Annotated in this window: 16 protein-coding genes; all 16 read left to right on the top strand. The window is 69.8% G+C overall.

The window, feature by feature from the left end:
* The first annotated feature begins 1 nt into the window (after window position 1).
* The 16 genes from hpt to YWM_RS0104540 all read left to right on the top strand — a co-directional run bounded on the left by hpt (window position 2) and on the right by YWM_RS0104540 (window position 15011).
* The gene (gene hpt, locus YWM_RS0104615; protein ID WP_052344554.1) at window positions 2–607 is read left to right on the top strand and encodes a hypoxanthine phosphoribosyltransferase; all 606 of its coding nucleotides are present in this window, start codon (window positions 2–4) and stop codon (window positions 605–607) included.
* Window positions 608–763: 156 nt separating this feature from the next.
* Entirely contained in the window at window positions 764–1129 is a 366-nt protein-coding gene (locus YWM_RS0104610; protein WP_043659746.1) for a hypothetical protein, read from the top strand.
* Window positions 1130–1180: 51 nt separating this feature from the next.
* Window positions 1181–2695, top strand: a complete 1515-nt coding sequence (locus YWM_RS26570; protein ID WP_052344553.1) for a hypothetical protein — start codon at window positions 1181–1183, stop codon at window positions 2693–2695.
* A gap of 18 nt (window positions 2696–2713) precedes the next feature.
* Window positions 2714–3511: an ESX secretion-associated protein EspG gene (locus YWM_RS0104600; RefSeq protein ID WP_028849725.1), complete on the top strand. Its 798-nt coding sequence runs from the start codon at window positions 2714–2716 to the stop codon at window positions 3509–3511.
* Between the two features lie 20 nt (window positions 3512–3531).
* The gene (locus tag YWM_RS0104595) at window positions 3532–4392 is read left to right on the top strand and encodes an ESX secretion-associated protein EspG (RefSeq protein ID WP_052344577.1); all 861 of its coding nucleotides are present in this window, start codon (window positions 3532–3534) and stop codon (window positions 4390–4392) included.
* 231 nt (window positions 4393–4623) lie between these two features.
* Entirely contained in the window at window positions 4624–6906 is a 2283-nt protein-coding gene (gene ftsH / locus YWM_RS0104590) for an ATP-dependent zinc metalloprotease FtsH (RefSeq protein WP_028849723.1), read from the top strand.
* A 16-nt stretch (window positions 6907–6922) separates the two neighbouring features.
* Window positions 6923–7540, top strand: a complete 618-nt coding sequence (folE, locus tag YWM_RS0104585) for a GTP cyclohydrolase I FolE (protein WP_425426488.1) — start codon at window positions 6923–6925, stop codon at window positions 7538–7540.
* Entirely contained in the window at window positions 7537–8373 is an 837-nt protein-coding gene (folP, locus tag YWM_RS0104580; protein ID WP_052344552.1) for a dihydropteroate synthase, read from the top strand. The genes folE and folP overlap by 4 nt, the downstream gene beginning before the upstream one ends.
* Window positions 8370–8738: a dihydroneopterin aldolase gene (gene folB / locus YWM_RS0104575; protein ID WP_028849720.1), complete on the top strand. Its 369-nt coding sequence runs from the start codon at window positions 8370–8372 to the stop codon at window positions 8736–8738. The genes folP and folB overlap by 4 nt, the downstream gene beginning before the upstream one ends.
* On the top strand, window positions 8735–9235 hold the full coding sequence (folK, locus tag YWM_RS0104570; protein ID WP_028849719.1) for a 2-amino-4-hydroxy-6-hydroxymethyldihydropteridine diphosphokinase: 501 nt from the start codon (window positions 8735–8737) through the stop codon (window positions 9233–9235). The genes folB and folK overlap by 4 nt, the downstream gene beginning before the upstream one ends.
* 272 nt (window positions 9236–9507) lie before the next feature.
* Window positions 9508–10080 (top strand): DUF3180 domain-containing protein, encoded by a 573-nt coding sequence (locus YWM_RS0104565; protein WP_342664923.1) that lies wholly within the window; start codon window positions 9508–9510, stop codon window positions 10078–10080.
* Between the two features lie 52 nt (window positions 10081–10132).
* Complete coding sequence (locus tag YWM_RS0104560; RefSeq protein WP_028849717.1) at window positions 10133–11773, top strand: DUF6779 domain-containing protein; 1641 nt, start codon at window positions 10133–10135, stop codon at window positions 11771–11773.
* Between the two features lie 141 nt (window positions 11774–11914).
* Window positions 11915–12838 (top strand): Rossmann-like and DUF2520 domain-containing protein, encoded by a 924-nt coding sequence (locus tag YWM_RS0104555; protein WP_245565917.1) that lies wholly within the window; start codon window positions 11915–11917, stop codon window positions 12836–12838.
* Window positions 12835–13722 carry a pantoate--beta-alanine ligase gene (gene panC / locus YWM_RS0104550; protein WP_028849715.1) on the top strand — a complete coding sequence of 296 codons (888 nt, stop codon included), beginning with the start codon at window positions 12835–12837 and terminating at the stop codon, window positions 13720–13722. The genes YWM_RS0104555 and panC overlap by 4 nt, the downstream gene beginning before the upstream one ends.
* A gap of 12 nt (window positions 13723–13734) precedes the next feature.
* A complete protein-coding gene (gene panD / locus YWM_RS0104545; protein WP_028849714.1) occupies window positions 13735–14220 on the top strand; it encodes an aspartate 1-decarboxylase in 486 nt (161 codons plus the stop codon).
* Entirely contained in the window at window positions 14220–15011 is a 792-nt protein-coding gene (locus YWM_RS0104540) for a type III pantothenate kinase (protein ID WP_028849713.1), read from the top strand. Before panD ends, YWM_RS0104540 begins: the two co-directional genes overlap by 1 nt.
* Window positions 15012–15031 lie beyond the last annotated feature (20 nt).

The raw sequence follows: 15031 nt of genomic DNA, 5'->3' as shown, positions 1-15031 counted from the left end.
GATGAACGACGGTGGGGCCAAGGCACCCGCACCGGACGCGGCCCACGGGCCGTACGAGGGCGAGATCGCCGACGTACTGATCACCGAACAGCAGATCCGGGACAAGACGGCCGAACTCGCCAACAAGGTGGCGGCCGACTATCGCGGCATCGTCGCCGAGGGGGAGGACCTGCTGCTGGTCGGGGTGCTCAAGGGCGCGGTCATGTTCATGACCGACTTCGCCAGGGCACTGCCGATCCCCGCGCAACTGGAGTTCATGGCGGTCAGCTCGTACGGGTCGTCCACGTCGTCGTCCGGCGTGGTGCGCATCCTCAAGGACCTGGACCGCGACATCGCGGGCAGGCACGTGCTGATCGTGGAGGACATCGTCGACTCCGGGCTGACGCTGTCGTGGCTGCTGCGCAACCTGGCCACCCGCAACCCGGCGTCGCTGGCGGTGTGCTCGCTGCTGCGGAAACCGGAAGCGGTGAAGGTCGACGTGCCGGTCTCCTACGTGGGCTTCGACATCCCGAACGAGTTCGTGGTCGGCTACGGACTGGACTATGCGGAGCGTTACCGGGACCTGCCGTTCATCGGCACGCTCGACCCGAAAATGTACGCAGCGTGACGGCTTTTCCCGTCGGATCTGACGCCGTTGCTTTGCCGCTTGCGATCGGGAACCCTGATCGCCGTGAATGCGTCATAACGGCACAACAGGTGCGTTAACCTAAGCGAACAGGTGCCGCGCTGCGGGGCGCGGACTGGGGAACAGGGGAGAGTGACCATGGCCAAGACCCTCGCAGACGCGGAGGCGTTCGCCAGGGCTGCCGCTGAAGGCCAGATCGGCATCGATCCGGATGCCGCCAGGTCGGTACTCAGCAAGATTCGCACCGGCAAGGACCAGGTGGAAGAGCTGCTCCGCGCGTCCGCGTCGCTGCACACCAAGCCGCAGCTGGGGGCCAACCCGGTCGGCACCGCGATGGCGAAGAAGTGTGCCGACCGCGCGGCGGGCAGCGACGACTCCTACGAGCAGGCGCTGCGGAACTTGTATGCGCACTACGACAAGGTCGAGCGTGCCTTGGTCGCGGCCATCAAGAACTACGAGGAGATGGAGGCCGCGGGTGCCGACTCCTTCCGGCGGCAACTGTGATGTGCCACCCGCCCAGCCAACCGTCCTTCGTGTCCACTAGCAGGGGGAATCGTGTACGAGTCCACTGAGCAGCCGGGCGGCCACGACACACCAGCGCCCGGGCAGCCGACGCAGGATCTCCTCGGCGACAACTCCACCGCCGAGGCGCTGGTCCGCAACGCGCAGCGCAACCGCGACGACTTCCACTACGGCGACGACCGCGCGATCAGCAACCCGCCGAACTGGCCGTCGTACTCCAGCCGCGAGCTGTACGAGGGCGCGGTCAACAACAACGACCCGGGGTCGGCCGAGGAGCTCGGCGCACTGTGGATGTCGCAGGGCAAGCAGCTGAGCGAAGCCGCGGACGCGCTCTACGAGGCGATCACCCAGCTCGGCGGCGTGTGGGTCGGTAAGGCCTCCGGCGCCGCGCAAGGTGCGTTGGTCGGCGTGGCCAACGCCAGCAGCACGGCGGGCGACGCCGCGCGCACCATGGGCAAGCGGATGCAGGACCAGGCGCTGGCGGCCGCCGAGGTGAAGAAGATGCCGCCGCCCAAGGACTTCGACGTCGACCGCGCGCTGGCGGCCAGCCTGGCCGGTGGTCCCGCGGCGCTGGCGGCGGACATGAAGAAGCAGGCCGACGAGGCACGCGCGGTGCAGCAGGAGCAGCAGCGCTACATGAACGCCTACACCAAGGCGATGGCCGAGGTGGACTCGTCGACGCCGAGCTTCGCTCCGGAGTCGATCGGCCTGAAGCCGGTCGAGCAGGAGCACAGCGCCACCAGCTCGCGCTCGCAGGTGCACGGCTTCGGCGGTGGCGAGAGCCGCAACCTGTCCAGCATCGGCGGCAATGTCGACGGCATGAACGTCAACAAGCTGAGCGCAGGCAACTTCCACGCGGGCTCCGGCAGCGGCAGCCACGGTGGATCCGGTGCGATCTTCGCCGACGACGTGCGGCACGCGGCGCATGAGGGACCGGTCAGCGCCAGCGGCACGGCACAGGTCACCAACCAGGGCTCCGGCCCGAGCACGGGTGCCGCGCTGGGCACCGCTGCGCTGGGTGCCGGGCTCGGCTACGCCGGGGCGAAGGCGTTCAACAAGGCAGGTGGCAGGCACCAGGCGCGCAAGTTCGACGAGCCGGAGCCGCAGGAGTACGTGGCCGAGGGCGCCAAGACCACCGCGATGGACCCCGACGAGCTCGCCGCGCAGGGCGCCGCCACCGGTACCGCCCAGGTGCCCGAGCCGAACCAGCCGCTGCCGAATCCGGCGCAGCCGGGTGCCACGTCCGCCGTGGCCGCCGGCGACCCGCAGCACCAGCAGCAGATGCAGGCGAAGGCGGCGCAGGCGCAGATGTTCCAGCAGCAGCAGGCCGCCGCGATGCAGCCGGGCCCGGTGCAGCCGATGGGTGGCACCGCGGGCATGGGCGGCGGAATGGCCGGTGCTGCCGGAGCGGGCGCAGGCGAGGCGGAGGACAAGGAGCACAAGGCGGCCTCGTACCTCATCCAGCCGGACCCGGACGACGTGTTCGGCCCCACGGAAGCCGTCACCTCCGGTGTCATCGGGGCGGACTTCGAGGACGACGACGAGTAGCGCTGGGCCGGCTTACCGATGAATCAGCCCGCATCGCGGCCGATCACCGCGTTGGAATTCGATTTCCTGTGGGAGTTGGCCGAGCTGGGCGAGGTGCCGTACCCACTGGTGCGCAAGTCGCATGGCAAGACCATGGACGAGCGCGCCCACCTGCGCCGTCAGGTGCTGGCGGACCTCGCCCGGCGCGGTATCGTCGACGGCAACGGTCACCTGGAGCCGCAGCTGGCCGGGTACTTCGAAGTACTCGCCGGTGGTGAGCTGACGGTCGACTCGGTGCACATCCCGGATCAGGGCGCCAAGGCGGTGCTGGCCGTGGTCGGTTCGCTGCAGGGGCGCGGATTGCTCGCCGTGCAGGACGAGCGGGGCCTGTGGCTCAAGGAGGTCCCGCACGACGCATTGGCCAGCACGATCGTCTCGCTGCTCCCGCCGGGGCCGCGTGGCACGCTGCGCTCCATCACGATGCCGGTCGAGCAGCTGATGAGCGGCGCAGGCGCGGACTTCATGCAGCGCAAGGACCCGTCCGGCGAGTCCGGCGCGGCCGCGGAGGACCGCAAGATCCTCGCGCAGCTGCACGCCGAGGAGCGGATCCGTGGCGGGCAGATCGGCGCGAACGTCCGCACCGAAGTGGGCACGAAGTCGCGGTCGCCGGTGCTGAGCTGGTTCGACACCGCGTCGGGCCGCTATCTGACCAGGGCGAGTACGGGCAGCGACGGCCGCGAGTGGATCACCATCGCGCCTGCCGACGCGGCCACGCTGCGACAACGCATCAACGAGATGATCGGCGGGGTGCAGCGCACGGACAGGGAGGTCGTGTGAGCGAGCGTTTCCTCACCCCGATGCAGTTCGATTTCCTGTGGGAGCAGCTGCGGCTCGGCGAGTATCCGTATCCACTGCAGGTGCGATCGCACGGCAAGACGATGGACGAGCGCATCCACCTGCGGCACCGCGTGGAGCAGGAGCTGAAGTCGCTCGGGGTGAAGAACTCCTACGGCGAGGTGGATCCGCAGCTGGACACGTGGCTGCGGACGCTCGCGTTCCCCCGGGTGAGCGTGGACGCCGCGCACATCCCCGAGTTCAAGCACCCGCCGGTGTGTGCCGTGGCCGCCAGTGACGGCGAGAACGCCGTGCTGGTGAAGCAGACGCAGGACGGCATCAGCTTCCGCCCGATCTTCCCGGAGGCGCTGGCGTCGGAGATCATCTCGCTGCTGCCGCCCGGCGAGCGGGGTACGGCCCGGTCCATCACGTTGTCGTTGGACGACGCGCTGCGGACCAAGCCCGCGCTGGTCAAGGTCGGCGGGCCGGAGGAGAAGAGCGAGGAGAAGGAGAAGGCCGAGGCGCAGTCGAAGTCCCGGTTCGGCCTGTTCCGTAAGGAGCCGGAGAAGCCCAAGCCGGAGCCGCCCCGGCGCAGGCCGCTGTCCGAGCGCACCGCAGGCAGCCCGCAGGAGGACTACGCGATGCTGCTTGCCCAGCCGCGGCTGCGCGGTGGTCAGCTGGCCGCGAACGCCAGGGACGAGGCGGGCCGCAAGTTCCGCTCGCCTGCCCTGGCCTGGTTCGACACGGTCACCGGCCGCTACCTCAGCCTGTCCCGGACCGGTCCGGACGGCCACGAGTGGATCACCGTGTCCGGCGCGGATGTCAAGACGTTGCGCAGCAGGCTCGCCGAACTGGTGTCGTCGGTGCAGGCGCAGGCGAGCTGATGCCGGGATCGGTTGACGGGCCCGGTGGAACCTCAGGCAGGATTGCGACGTTATAAAAACAACGTGTCGTGTTCTGGGCTGTCCAGCTGCGCGCGTGTGCGGGTAGGAGTAGCTTCCGCGAGGGCGGTACGCTGGTAGGACGTGGTGTCTGCCCGCCTTTTCCAGGGTATGCACGCGCCGTGATGGCAGTCCGCGCAATCAGGGAGGTCAAGGCCGCCGAGGCCGATCAGCATGGACCGTAAGCGCCTGCTCAAGAACCCCCTGCTATGGCTCGTCGTCGCCATCGCAGCGTTCTTCGTGATCTCCACCCTCACCGACGAGAACCGTGACTACACCGCGGTGCCCACGTCGCAGGCGATGCAGCAGATCTCCGCGGACAACGTCAAGGAAGCCGTCCAGAAGGACCGCGAGCAGGAGATCCTGCTCACGTTGAAGGAGCCGATCGAGGTCGACGGCCAGCCCGTCGGCAAGATCATTTCCCAGTACCCGGCCGGGGCGGGCGAGGACCTGGTCAACCAGCTGGTCAAGAACAACACCAAGACCACGTCCGAGGTCACGCAGGACTCCATCTGGGGTCAGCTGCTGATCTACATGATCCCGCTCGGCCTGCTGCTGTTGCTGTTGTTCTGGATGATGAACAACGCCCAGGGCGGCGGCAACCGGGTGCTCAACTTCGGCAAGTCCAAGGCCAAGCAGCTGAGCAAGGACATGCCGAAGACGACGTTCGACGACGTCGCGGGCGCGGACGAGGCGGTCGAGGAGCTGGAGGAGATCAAGGACTTCCTGCAGAACCCGGCCCGCTACCAGGCGTTGGGCGCCAAGATCCCGAAGGGCGTGCTGCTGTACGGCCCGCCGGGCACCGGTAAGACGCTGCTGGCACGCGCGGTGGCCGGTGAGGCAGGAGTGCCGTTCTACACCATCTCCGGCTCGGACTTCGTGGAGATGTTCGTCGGTGTCGGTGCCTCCCGGGTGCGGGACCTGTTCGAGCAGGCCAAGCAGAACGCGCCGTGCATCATCTTCGTCGACGAGATCGACGCGGTCGGCCGCCAGCGTGGTGCGGGCCTCGGCGGCGGGCACGACGAGCGCGAGCAGACGCTGAACCAGCTGCTGGTGGAGATGGACGGGTTCGACTCGCGCGGCGGCATCATCCTGATCGCGGCGACGAACCGTCCGGACATCCTGGACCCGGCGCTGCTGCGTCCCGGCCGGTTCGACCGGCAGATCCCGGTGTCCGCGCCGGATCTGCGGGGCCGCCGGGCGATCCTGGAGGTGCACGCCAAGTCCAAGCCGCTGGCGCCGGACGTGAACCTGGACAGCCTGGCCAAGCGCACCGTCGGCATGTCGGGTGCGGACCTGGCCAACGTGCTCAACGAGGCCGCGCTGCTGACCGCACGACAGAACGGCACGCAGATCACCGACGCGGCGTTGGAGGAGTCCGTCGACAGAGTGATCGGCGGACCCGCCCGCAAGAGCCGGATCATCTCCGAGAAGGAGAAGAAGATCACCGCCTACCACGAGGGCGGGCACGCGCTGGCCGCGTGGGCGATGCCGGACATCGAGCCGGTGTACAAGCTCACCATTCTGCCGCGCGGACGTACCGGCGGGCACGCCTTGATCGTCCCGGAGGACGACAAGGAGTTGATGACCCGTTCGGAGATGATCGGTCGTCTGGTGTTCGCCATGGGCGGGCGCACCGCGGAGGAGCTGGTCTTCCACGAGCCGACCACCGGTGCCTCGTCAGACATCGAGCAGGCCACCAAGATCGCCAAGGCGATGGTCAAGGAGTACGGCATGAGCGCCCGGCTGGGTGCCGTGAAGTACGGCCAGGAGCAGGGCGATCCGTTCCTCGGTCGCTCCGCGGGCCGCGAGGCGGACTACTCGCTCGAGGTGGCGCACGAGATCGACGAAGAAGTGCGCAAGCTGATCGAGACCGCGCACACCGAGGCCTACGAAGTGCTGTCCACCTACCGCGACGTGCTCGACGACCTGGTGATGGAGCTGCTGGAGAAGGAGACGCTGCACCGCAGGGATCTCGAGCGCATCTTCGCCAAGGTGGAGAAGCGGCCGCGGATCACGGTGTTCAACGAGTTCGGCAAGCGCAAGCCGTCGGACAAGCCGCCGATCAAGACGCCCGCCGAGCTGGCCGCCGAGCGCGGTGAGCCGTGGCCCCCGCCGCAACAGCAGCCGGAGCAGGCAGGCGAGCCGCGTCCGCAGGAGGAGCCGGCCACCCAGCGCGTGGTGACCGCTCCGCCGGAGGAGCAGCCTGCGAACGTGCCCGGTACCAACGGTGGCGGCAACAGCGACAACCCGTACGCGTACCGGCCGGCTGGTGGCAGCAGGTCGAACGGTGGTGCGCCGCCGAACTACGGCGCTCCGCCCGGGTGGCGGCCGGCGACCTGGCCGAAGAACCGCAACCCCGGCACGTACACCCCGCCGCCGACGCCGCCGCACGGCACGGGCAACCAGCCGGGGCAGCATCGACGGGACGACGAGGACGGTCATCATCAACGGTGAGTTCCCGCGGCTGCGGGTGGACGTCAACGAGTACGAGGACGTCATCGAGCCGCGCGAGGAGTCGACGTTCGACGTGGCTCGCGCCGAGAAGGCGGTGCGTGAGCTGCTGCTGGCCTGTGGTGAGGACCCGGACCGGCCCGGTCTGCGGGACACGCCGGCACGGGTGGCGCGGGCCTACCAGGAGCTGTTCGCGGGCCTGCACACCAATCCCGACTCGGTGCTGGACCGCACGTTCGACGAGAGCCACGAAGAGTTGGTGTTGATCACCGACATCCCGATGTTCAGCACGTGCGAGCACCATTTGGTGCCGTTCCACGGGGTGGCGCACGTCGGTTACATTCCCGACGAGCGCGGTCGGGTGGCCGGGCTGTCCAAGATCGCGCGCCTGGTCGATCTGTACGCCAAGCGCCCGCAGGTGCAGGAGCGGCTGACGTCGCAGATCGCCGACGCGCTGGACCGCAAGCTGCAGCCACGCGGGGTGATCGTGGTGATCGAAGCCGAACACTTGTGCATGGCCATGCGGGGTATCCGTAAGCCGGGTGCCCGCACCACGACGTCGGCGGTGCGGGGCATCCTGAAGACGTCTGCTGCCTCCAGGGCGGAGGCGCTTGACCTGATCAAGGCCCGGCGATGAGTTCCCGGTTGCCGCGCCCGGGTCGTTGCGTGGTGATGGGGGTGCTGAACGTGACGCCCGATTCGTTCTCGGACGGCGGGCGGTATCTGCACCTCGACGAGGCGTTGGCGCACGCGGCCACGATGGCCGAGGAAGGCGCGGACCTGATCGACGTCGGCGGGGAGTCCACCAGGCCGGGTGCCGAGCGGGTGGCGGCCGAGGTCGAGCGTGACCGGGTCGTTCCGGTGATCAAGGAGCTGGCCGCGGACGGGCTGGTGCTGTCGGTGGACACCACGCGCGCGGCGGTGGCCGCTGCGGCGTTGGAGGCGGGCGCGGCCGTGATCAACGATGTGTCCGGCGGCTTGGCCGACCCGGAGATGGTGCACGTCGCCGCGGATTCCAAGGCGCCGATCGTGTTGATGCACTGGCGGGGCCACAGCCGTGACATGGACCGGTTGGCCACCTACGACGACGTGGTCACCGATGTGCGGAACGAGTTGAGCCGCCGGGTCGACGCGGCGCTGGCCGCTGGGGTCGCTCCCGAGCAGATCGTGCTGGACCCCGGCCTGGGGTTCGCCAAGCGTGCCGAGCACAACTGGGCGCTGCTGCACCGCCTGGCGGAGATCCGGGAGCTCGGGTTCCCGGTGTTGATCGGAGCTTCCCGCAAGCGCTTCCTGGGCAGTCTGCTCGCCGACGGCGACAGCCCGCGTCAGCCGAGTGGCCGGGAGGACGCCACGACGGCCATCTCGGCGTTGGCGGCGGTCAACGGGGCGTGGGGAGTTCGGGTGCACTCGGTGCGGCCCTCCTTGGACGCCGTGCGGGTCGCGGATGCCTGGGTGCGGGGCGAGCCGTGAGCGATCGCATCACGCTGACCGGATTGCGGGTGCGCGGCAGGCACGGGGTGTTCGAGCACGAGAAGCGGGACGGCCAGGAGTTCGTGGTCGACGTGGTGGTGTGGCTCGATCTCGCCAAGGCAGCCGCGACCGACGACCTGGCGGACACCTTGGACTACGGTGCGCTCGCCGAGCAGGCGGCGGAGATCGTCGGCGGCGAGCCGTGCGACCTGATCGAGACCGTCGCGGAGCGGATCGCCCAGCAGGTGTTGACCGACGCACGGGTGCGCGCCACCGAAGTCACGGTGCACAAGCCTTCCGCGCCGATCCCGCGCCAGTTCGCCGACGTCGCGGTGACGGTTCACCGCAGCCGGGACGCGTCATGACCGAGGCGGTGCTGTCCCTGGGGTCCAATCTCGGGGACCGGCTCGGGTATCTGCAGCTGGCCGTAAACGGTCTCGGCCACCGGGTGCGTTCGGTGTCGCCGGTGTACGAGACCGAGCCGTGGGGTGTCACCGACCAGCCACGGTTCTTGAACGCCGTGGTGCTCGCCGCGGACGAGGCGCTGGATCACTGGGGTTGGCTGCGGATCGCGCAGGAGCTGGAGCAGAAGGCGCACCGGGTGCGTCAGCTCCGCTGGGGTCCGCGCACGCTGGACGTCGATGTGGTGTCGGTCGATCGGGTGCGCTCGGACGACCCACGGTTGCTGCTGCCGCATCCCGGCACGCCGGAACGCTCCAGCGTGCTGATTCCGTGGCTGGCGGTGGACCCGGACGCGCAGCTGCCCGGCCACGGGCGGGTGGAGGCGCTGCTGGCGGCACGTCCCGAGGACGAGCGGGCAGGCGTGGTGCTGCGCGAGGATCTGGTTCTGCGCGCCGAGTGACGCCGTCGACCTGGGTGGCCGTCGCCCGTCCTGCGCCGGCGGGGGACTGCCACTGCCCGGCTCGCGCGGGCAGCAAACGACGCGCGATACCGACGCACCTGCGGCCGTCATGCGCGGCACGGTGTGCCGGCCGCGCCGGCGGTGGCGCCGTCCGGGCTCGCGGGCAGCGGCATCGTGCGCCCGACTGCGCGGGAGTCACACCGCCCGGCCACACGGACAGCCGCACCGTCCGGCTATCCAGGCAGCGGCTAGCCGTCACACCGCCCGACGGCATGGGCAGCGACAACACGCCCCGCTCGGGCCGCAAAGCCATCGACTCCACCACTGGCGCGGTGTGTCGCGGCGGGAAGATCTCGTACCTGCCCTCAGGTGGCTACGCTGGCGTCGTGCATTTCACCCGCGTCACCGACCTGCTGCTGGCGGGCCTGATCGGTCTGGGTGCGGGCTATTTGGTCTTCGACGTCGCCTCGTCGCAGATTCCCCGGCTCCCCGTCGGAGGCGGCGGGCTGCTCGCGGTGCTGGCCGTCATCGAGGGCGGGCTCGCGCTCTGGGTCAAGGCGCGCATCAAACAGCGGCAGATCACGCAGCCCATCGTCATCGCGCGGTGCGTCGTGCTGGCCAAGGCCTCCTCGCTGCTCGGTGCGCTGATGCTCGGTGGCTGGCTGGGCGCCTACCTCTACCTGGCCGGGCAGTCCAGCGTCGTCGCCGACGAGGAGATCCCGGCGACGATGGTCGGCGCGGTGTGCGCCGCCGCGCTGATCGGTACTGCGCTGTGGTTGGAGTACAACTGCCGGACGCCGGATCAAAAGGACGAAAAGCACGACGATCAGGCAAGGGACTCATAGATCTCGATACGAGTTGGTCTCGGGGAGATAACTACCGGGTACGCTCGAGGCCATGTCTCAGGACGCACACCGGTCGAGCCGTGCCTGGCTCATCGCCGGAGGGATCTTCGCCGTGGTGGCCACGGCGTTGCTCGTGCTGTCCGATGATGCGCGCTGGCTGCGCCTCGGCATCGTCGCCGCGCTGTGGGCCGCTTTCCTCGGCGGGTTCCTCGCCACGCACTACCGGCGGCAGGCGGACCGGGTCATCGAGTCGATGGAAGACGCCCAGGCGATGTACGAGCTCGAGCTGGAGCGCGAAGTCGCCGCTCGCCGCGAGCACGAGCTCCAGGTGGAGGCGGACGCGAAGCAGGCCGCGGAGGAGACCGCGCGCAAGGAGTTGGACGCCTTGCGCCACGAGGTCGCCACGCTGCGCGAGACGCTGCAGAAGCTGATGGGCGGCGACGTCCTCTACGAACGGGTTGCGCTGACCGCCCAGTCGACCAGGGTGCGCTCGCTGCGCAGCGAACCGAAACCCAAGACGATCGAAGCGTCGCCGCAGCCCAACGGAGCGGAAACCCGCAAGGGGCTGCGCAGGGCATCCGCCATGGCAGAACAGCACACCGAGGTGATCGACCGCGTGCTGGACCCGGTGCGGACGGAGCCCGCGCCACCGAAACCGCCGGGCGGGGCCCGTCGCCCCGCCGGCCCGCCGATCAACGACGGCCACATCAACGAGCCACCGTTGGGGCCGCGGCGCAACGGCGCAGACGGCCCCGGAGAGCCGGCCCTCGCACGGTCGCAGCCCACCGAGCCCGCGCCGCCGGTAGGGCCTCCTGCCGGGCCTGTGCGTGGGCGTCCCGGTCGACCAGCGCCCACCGAGCCTCCGCTGTCGGACCGTGCCGACGAGCCGCCGCGCCGGATCGACGAACCGACACGCGTCGAACAACCCCCGCTTCGCCGGGCCGAGCCGGAACGTGCCGAGGAACCCCCGCGCCGTCGAGCTGAGCCGGTGGGCGCCGAGGAACCCCCGCGCCGTCGAGTCGAGCCGGTGCGCGCTGAAGAGCCCCCGCGTCGCCGAGCTGAGCCGGTGGGCGCCGAGGAACCCCCGCTTCGCCGGGCCGAGCCGGTACGTGCTGAAGAGCCCCCGCGTCGCCGAGCTGAGCCGGTGGGCGCCGATCTGGACGCCGACGACGCCCCATGGACCGGCGGCCGCAGGCGCCAGGAAGCGCCGCCGCCCGCAGGCCCAGTGCGTCGCAGGCGAGCCGAACCGGACGGGGAGGTCTCGATGCCGTGGCTGGCCGGATCGGAGCCCAGCAGGCCCGCCAGGCGCCGCGCCGCCGATGACGACGGCCTGGACCGCGTCAACGGTGAGCCGAGCACGCGCTACGGCGACGAGGATCAGCCGAGCGGGCGCCGGGCGCTGGATCGCGCCGGAGAAGAGTCGCGCCACGCGGTGAACCTGACGCTGCCGGAAGCGGCTCGGCAGAACCTGCGCCCTGGTGGCCGTCGCCGCAAGCCGGAGCAGGACCCGGTGGACCAAGCGTCCCGGCATGGTGTCGACGAGCCGTGGTCCGACGGCTCCGTCACCTCGCTGCCCTCCGTCGAGCCGGACGTGGCCGACGACGACTCCGGCTCCCACGCCGAAGGTCGCTCGGTGGCCGAGCTGCTGGCCGCGTACGGCGATGTGCCGCGCAGGCGCCGCCGCCGCGACTGAATGTGTCGTAGAACGCACCGTCACCGTCGGTGTGATCGGTCACCTCGGCACAGCAGGATGCAATTGCAGTGAGTTACGCTGCGTCGCGTCGTCCGGTACCCACAACTGGAGCGTGGGACTGGAACGAGCGAAGGAGCAACGATGCAGTTGAGCTCCCCCATGCCGCAGGACGACGGGCGGCGGGAGGCCAGGTTGGCGGTCGGCGTGGTCTCCGCGGGCCGCGTCGGGAGCGTGCTCGGAGCCGCGCTGCGGCGCGCAGGGCACACGATTGTGGCCGCTTCCGGGGTGTCCGCCGCGTCCGTCCGCCGGGCGGAAAATCTCCTGCCGGATGTTCCCCTGTTGTCGCCGGACGAGGTGGCGCGGCAGGCCGATCTCGTTCTTCTCGCTCTTCCCGACGATGCCCTGGCCGGGACCGTGCGCGGGCTGGTCGCCACCGAGTCACTGCGAGCCGGGCAGATCGTCATCCACACTTCCGGCGCCCACGGTGTCGACGTGCTGCAGCCGGCAGCCGAGATCGGTGCGCTGTGCATCGCTTTGCACCCCGCCATGACGTTCACCGGGCGCGAGGAGGACATCGAACGCCTCGGCACCGCCTGCATCGGGATCACGGCGGCCGACGGCGACGACGCCGCCGCCAACGTCGGTGAAGCCCTCGCGGTCGAGATGGGGGCGGAGCCGGTACGGATTCCGCAGTCCGCCCGGCCGCTGTACCACGCGGCGCTGACGCACGGCGCCAATCACCTCATCACGCTGGTCGCCGACAGCACGGACCTGCTGCGTCGAGCGGGCATCGAGAACGCCGACCGGGTGCTCGGGCCGCTGTTGTCCGCCGCGTTGGACAACGCGCTGCGCCATGGAGACCGCGCGCTGACCGGTCCAGTTGCTCGTGGCGACGCAGGCACGGTGCGCGCTCACCTAGGCGTGTTGGTCGACGAGGCGTCCGACGTCCTGCCGTCCTACACTGCGCTAGCCAACCGCACAGCGGTCAGGGCGCGCGCGTCCGGCATGTTGCGCGAGGACGGGTACGCAGCCATCAACGGTGTTCTGGGGGGAGGAAACCAATGACGTCCAGCAAGCCGCGATTCGTGCGCGGCAAGGCGAACGTGATCGTCGAGCCCGACGAGGTTTCCCGCACCACGGCCGCCCTGCGCGCGGTCGGCCAGACCGTCGTCCTGGTGCCGACGATGGGTGCGCTGCACGCCGGCCACCTCGAGTTGATCCGCCGGGCCAAGCGCATCCCGGGCAATGTCACCGTGGCGGTGTCGATCTTCGTCAACCCGCTGCAGTTCGGCCCGAACGAGGACCTGGACAAGTACCCGAGGACCCTGGAGTCCGACCTGGAGAAGCTCGAGCAGGCGGGCGTCGAGCTGGTGTTCACCCCGACCGTCGAGCACATGTACCCCGAGGGCGCGCAGGTGACCGTGCACCCCGGCCCGCTCGGCGACGAGCTGGAGGGCGCCTTCCGGCCGGGACATTTCGCCGGCGTGCTCACCGTGGTGGCCAAGCTGTTCAACATCGTGCGGCCGGCGTATGCGTTCTTCGGCGAGAAGGACTACCAGCAGCTGACGTTGATCAAGGCGATGGTCCGGGACCTGAACATGGAAGTGAAGGTCATCGGCGTGCCGACGGTGCGTGAGCCGGACGGCCTGGCGTTGTCCTCACGCAACGCGTACCTGTCGCCGCACGAGCGCGAACTCGCCGTGACGCTGTCGGCCGCGCTGGCTGCCGGGGCGCACGCCGCCCACGAAGGTGGTCCGGCCGCCCTCGCTGCCGCCGAAGCGACGCTGGCGGCGCGGCCGGAGGTCAAGGTCGACTACCTGGAGCTGCGGGATCCCCAGCTCGGACCCGCACCCGAAGCCGGCGCCGCCCGGCTGCTGGTGGCCGCCAAGGTCGGCACGACGCGGTTGATCGACAACGTGGGAATCGTGCTGGGGGAACCGGCTGAGTAGGAAGGCACACTCATGCTTCGGACGATGCTGAAGTCCAAGATCCACCGGGCCACGGTGACGCAGGCGGACCTGCACTACGTCGGCTCGGTGACGGTGGACGAGAGCCTGATGGCCGCGGCGGATCTGCTGCCCGGCGAGCAGGTCGCGATCGTCGACATCACCAACGGCGCCCGCCTGGAGACCTACGTCATCCCCGGCGAAGCGGGCAGCGGCATCATCGGCATCAACGGTGCGGCCGCACACCTGGTGCAGCCCGGTGACCTGGTGATCCTCATGTCGTACGCGCAGATGGACGAGGCGGAGGCGCGCAGCTACCAGCCCAAGATCGTCTTTGTCGACGCGGACAACAAGATCGTGGAGAAAGGGAGCGACCCGAGCAGCGCCCCGGAGGGCTCGGGCCTGATCAGCGGCTCGGTGCCGGTCAGCAGGACGGCATCGGAGGCGCCGGAGACAGTGGACGCGGCGAAGCTGGACGCTTTGCTGCACGCTGAGAGCTGATGCTGCTGACCGTCGCCGCCCGGGACACGGACCTCACGTTCGGCCTGTACGCGGGCCGGGGCGACAGCGCGCGCCTGGTGCGGGATTGGCGCATCCGCACCGACAACCGGCACACCGCCGACGAGTTCGCGCTGACCATTCGCGGCATGCTCGGCGAACATGCCGACGACGTCACCGGCGTGAGTGTGTTGTCGACCGTGCCGCCGGTGCGCCGCGAGCTGCGCGCCATGCTGAGCCGTTATTACCCGGACGTCCCGCGTGTGATCATCGAGCCAGGGGTGCGGACCGGCGTGCCGCTACTGGTCGACAACCCGAAGGAAGTCGGCCAGGACCGCCTGGTGAACGCGCTGGCGGTGCACGCGCTGCACCCCGACCGGGCGTGCGTCGTGGTGGATTTCGGGACGGCGACCGTGGTCGACGCGGTGTCTTCCCGCGGCGAATTCCTCGGTGGCGCTTTCGCGCCGGGAATCGAGATCTCACTGGACGCATTGGCGACGCGCGCCGCGGCGTTGCGGACCGTCGAGCTGGTCCGTCCCCGTTCGGTGATCGGCAAGAACACCGTGGAGTGCCTGCAGGCAGGCATTCTGTACGGGTTTGCCGGACAGGTCGACGGACTCGTCAGCCGGGTACTGGCCGAATGGGGGGCGAATCCTGGCGAGGTGGCGGTGGTGGCGACCGGTGGCCTGGCCGGGCTGGTTTTGGCGGAATCGCGCACGATCACCGAGCACCGACCCGATTTGACCTTGCTCGGCTTGCGATTGGCCTACGAGCGCAACAAGCGAGAACGGTGAGTCCACCTGGGCGAACAGCT

Source organism: Thermocrispum municipale DSM 44069 (assembly GCF_000427825.1).
Lineage (GTDB): Bacteria > Actinomycetota > Actinomycetes > Mycobacteriales > Pseudonocardiaceae > Thermocrispum > Thermocrispum municipale.
This window is presented reverse-complemented; position numbering and strand designations above follow the sequence as displayed.

What these genes read in the sequence shown, in the direction of transcription:
- hpt (WP_052344554.1), top strand. Translation starts at nt 2, where the DNA reads ATGAACGACGGTGGGGCCAAGGCACCCGCACCGGACGCGGCCCACGGG.
- YWM_RS0104610 (WP_043659746.1), top strand. Translation starts at nt 764, where the DNA reads ATGGCCAAGACCCTCGCAGACGCGGAGGCGTTCGCCAGGGCTGCCGCT.
- YWM_RS0104600 (WP_028849725.1), top strand. Translation starts at nt 2,714, where the DNA reads ATGAATCAGCCCGCATCGCGGCCGATCACCGCGTTGGAATTCGATTTC.
- YWM_RS0104595 (WP_052344577.1), top strand. Translation starts at nt 3,532, where the DNA reads ATGCAGTTCGATTTCCTGTGGGAGCAGCTGCGGCTCGGCGAGTATCCG.
- ftsH (WP_028849723.1), top strand. Translation starts at nt 4,624, where the DNA reads ATGGACCGTAAGCGCCTGCTCAAGAACCCCCTGCTATGGCTCGTCGTC.
- folP (WP_052344552.1), top strand. Translation starts at nt 7,537, where the DNA reads ATGAGTTCCCGGTTGCCGCGCCCGGGTCGTTGCGTGGTGATGGGGGTG.
- folK (WP_028849719.1), top strand. Translation starts at nt 8,735, where the DNA reads ATGACCGAGGCGGTGCTGTCCCTGGGGTCCAATCTCGGGGACCGGCTC.
- YWM_RS0104565 (WP_342664923.1), top strand. Translation starts at nt 9,508, where the DNA reads ATGGGCAGCGACAACACGCCCCGCTCGGGCCGCAAAGCCATCGACTCC.
- YWM_RS0104560 (WP_028849717.1), top strand. Translation starts at nt 10,133, where the DNA reads ATGTCTCAGGACGCACACCGGTCGAGCCGTGCCTGGCTCATCGCCGGA.
- YWM_RS0104555 (WP_245565917.1), top strand. Translation starts at nt 11,915, where the DNA reads ATGCAGTTGAGCTCCCCCATGCCGCAGGACGACGGGCGGCGGGAGGCC.
- panC (WP_028849715.1), top strand. Translation starts at nt 12,835, where the DNA reads ATGACGTCCAGCAAGCCGCGATTCGTGCGCGGCAAGGCGAACGTGATC.
- panD (WP_028849714.1), top strand. Translation starts at nt 13,735, where the DNA reads ATGCTTCGGACGATGCTGAAGTCCAAGATCCACCGGGCCACGGTGACG.
- YWM_RS0104540 (WP_028849713.1), top strand. Translation starts at nt 14,220, where the DNA reads ATGCTGCTGACCGTCGCCGCCCGGGACACGGACCTCACGTTCGGCCTG.